At 62.4% G+C, this 3283-nt stretch carries 3 protein-coding genes; all 3 read right to left on the bottom strand.

The window, feature by feature from the left end; translation table 11 throughout:
- Window positions 1-27: 27 nt before the first annotated feature.
- Window positions 28-1371, bottom strand: coding sequence for a sigma-54 dependent transcriptional regulator (locus AB5Y85_RS06305; protein ID WP_257687756.1), 1344 nt, complete (start codon window positions 1369-1371; stop codon window positions 28-30).
- A complete protein-coding gene (locus AB5Y85_RS06300; RefSeq protein WP_005334126.1) occupies window positions 1368-2402 on the bottom strand; it encodes a PAS domain-containing sensor histidine kinase in 1035 nt (344 codons plus the stop codon). Before AB5Y85_RS06300 ends, AB5Y85_RS06305 begins: the two co-directional genes overlap by 4 nt.
- A 106-nt stretch (window positions 2403-2508) precedes the next feature.
- The coding region (locus AB5Y85_RS06295) for a sigma 54-interacting transcriptional regulator (RefSeq protein ID WP_368221278.1) at window positions 2509-3283 on the bottom strand (775 nt) is incomplete at its 5' end.

The following is a 3283-nucleotide window of genomic DNA, read 5'->3' as shown; positions in this document are numbered from 1 at the left end:
CCACACAGTGCGGTTTCCCTCCCGGCCTCAGGCTGGCAGGTCGATCCCCGCCTCCCGCATCTGGGCCAGCTTGTAGCGCAGGGTGCGCGGGCTGATGCCGAGCCGATCGGCCACCGCCTTGCGGCTGCCGTTACAATCTTGCAGGGTGTCGAGGATGATCTGGTGCTCCTGCTGCTTGAGCTCGCTGCCGAGGCGATCGCCGCCATAGCTGCGCTCCACGCTGACAAACTCCATCTCCTGCTCGTCCAGCTCTTCCAGAATGAGGTGGTCACAATCAATGACCCCGTCGGGGCTGAGGATCAGGGCGCGCTGAACCACGTTGTCCAGCTCCCGCACGTTGCCGGGCCAGGGGTGAGCCAGCAGCCGTTCCCGCGAGGCATCCGTCAACTGTGGTGTCGGCAGCCCCTGCTGACTGGCATGAAGTGCCAGCAGGTGCTCCGCCAGCGGCAGAATATCCCCGGGCCGCTCACTCAGGGCAGACCAGCGCAGCGGGAAGACGTTGAGGCGATAGTAGAGATCTTCGCGAAACAGGCCATCCTGCACCGCTTTTTTCAAATCCCGGTTGCTGGTGGCGATGACCCGCACATCCAGCGGGATCATCTTGCGACTGCCGAGCCGCTCCACCTCTTTCTCCTGCAGTACCCGCAGCAATTTGGCTTGCAGCCCCTGATCCATCTCGGTGATCTCGTCGAGCAGCAGGGTACCCCCCTGCGCCTGCTCGAACTTGCCGGGGCACCCCTGCACCGCACCGGTGAAGGCCCCCTTCTCGTAGCCAAACAGGGTCGCCTCCAGCATGTTTTCCGGAATGGCGGCGCAGTTGATGGCGACGAAAGGCTGCTCGGCGCGGCTGGAGTTATCGTGAATGTAACGGGCCAGCACCTCTTTACCCGTTCCGCTCGGGCCGGTCACCATCACAGTCGCTTCGCTTCTGGCCACCCGGGTCGCCAGCTGGAACAGCTCGGCGGTTTTGGGATCCCCGTAGACCACGGCGCGCTTCTCCACCTTCTGGGCGGGCACATAGCGGCTGACCTGATTAAGCAGCACCTCCGGGGAGAACGGCTTGGCCAGATAGTCGATGGCCCCTTCACGCATGGCACGCACCGCACCGTCGATGTTGGCGTAGGCGGTCATCAGCAGCACAGGGACCTGCGGATATTGCTGGCGGATGGTGGCCAGCAAGGTGAGACCGTCCATCCCCCCCATCTGGATATCGGAGATCACCATGTCAAACGGCTGACGGGAGAGGACCAGCAGAGCCCGCTCGCCGCTGTCCGCTTCACGGCACTCATAACCGCCGAGCAAAAGGGTATCCACCAGCGCTTCGCGCAGGCCATTGTCATCTTCAACTACCAGGATCCTGGCCTGTGTCATGCTACACCTCCAAGCTGCACCGGTTGCTGGTGCAGGGGGAACGACAGAGTAAAGCAGGTGCCTTCACCGGGAACCGAGGCCACACCGACCTCCCCCTGATGGGCACGCACTACAGATTGCACCACCGCCAGCCCGAGACCTGTGCCCTGGGAGCGAGTGGTAAAGAAGGGTTCGAATACCTGACCGAGCTGATGGGAAGGGATCCCCTTGCCATTATCGATGACCCGCATCTCCACCCGGGCACCGCTGCGCACCGCGCTGACCAAGAGTGACGTGGCCCCAGCCTGCTGGGCATTGGCAATCAGGTTGTTGATGGCTCCCGCCAGCGCACTGCTGTTGGCCAGCAGACAGAGATCGGGCTCCGGCGCCTCCATGTGCAGCTCGCAGCCCTGTTGCTGACAGAAGGCCTCGGCACCGGCTTGCACTTCCGCCAGCAAGCCCTGTACCGAGATGGGGGTGACCACCTGATTGTCGCCATTGCGGGCAAACAGCAGGATGTCGTTGATCTGCTTCTCCAGATCCTGCAAACGGGCCATCAGCTTTTGCTGAAACTGAGTACGAGATTCCGGCTTGAGGGTGCGGTTGGCCAGGTTGGCGGCATAGAGCATGGCAGCGGAGAGCGGAGTGCGGATCTGGTGGGCGAGCGAGGCCGCCATATTGCCCAGCGCCGACAGCCTCTTCATGTGGTTGATGCGGTCTTGCAGTTTACGGGTTTCGGTCAGGTCATTGATAAAAACCAGCTGGCCGGGCTGATCCGGCAGCGGTTGGGTCGAGAGCTGGACCCGGCGCCCGTCACGCAGGGAGATCTCGTGACCATCATCCTCGCGCGGCTCGAAGCAGCGGGCAATGATGTGACGCCAGAGCTCCCCTTCCAACGGCTCCCCCAGCAAGGAGATGGCCGCCGGATTCGCGCGGGTGACCACCCCTGCCCCGTCAAGCAGCAACACCCCGGTGGGGAGCGCCTTGAAGATGGCATAGAGCTGGCTCACTTCGTGGGACTGGAGTGGCATGTCCTGCTGCTGGATTGTCATAAACCTGACCTCAAACTGGCTATTGGGTCAGGTTATTCAATTTCCATGCCACTAAATTATATGAACTAAAACAATGAATTGTGTATTTGCGTCAAGGCTTTGACCCTCAGACGTCTTTGCTCATCCCGTACTTTTTCATCTTCTCCACCAGGGTGGTACGGCGCATGCCAAGCAGATCGGCGGCGCGGGCCACGACCCCGTCCTGAGACTCCAGCGCCTGACGGATCAGCTCCACTTCGAGGTCGGCCAGCATCTCTTTGAGGTTGACCCCCTCCTCCGGCAACTGCATGGTGCGAGCCGAGGCGAGGGCGTGATCCAGCTCGGGCGGATCCTGAAACACCGCCGCCAGCGCATCCCGTTCATCCATCTCGGTCAGCCGCTCATCCCGCGGCTCGCTCGGCAGCAGGCGATAACGGCTCGGCAGATCGGCCACATCGACGATCTGGTGCGGGTAGAGGATCAGCAATCGCTCCAGCAGGTTGGATAGCTCGCGCACGTTGCCGGGCCAGGGGTACTGCATCAGTGACTCCAGCGCCCGCTGGGTCAACCGGATAAAGCCATGGTGCTGCTCGGCATGGCGGTTGAGCAGCTCCTGCAGCAGCAGCGGGATGTCATCGATGCGATCCCGCAGCGGCGGCGTCTCAATGGGGAAGACGTTGAGGCGGTAGTAGAGATCTTCGCGGAAACCCTGAGTGCGGATCATCGCCTCCAGATCCCGGTGGGTCGCCGCTATGATGCGCACATCGGCCTGAATGGGCTTGCCGCCACCGACCCTGTCGAACAGCCGCTCCTGCAATACCCGCAGCAGTTTGACCTGCATCGGCATCGGCATGTCGCCGATCTCGTCGAGGAACAGGGTGCCCCCCTGCGCCAGCTCGAAG

It is taken from the genome of Aeromonas sp. R3-1 (genome assembly GCF_040908345.1).
GTDB classification, from domain to species: domain Bacteria; phylum Pseudomonadota; class Gammaproteobacteria; order Enterobacterales; family Aeromonadaceae; genus Aeromonas; species Aeromonas veronii.
This window is presented reverse-complemented; position numbering and strand designations above follow the sequence as displayed.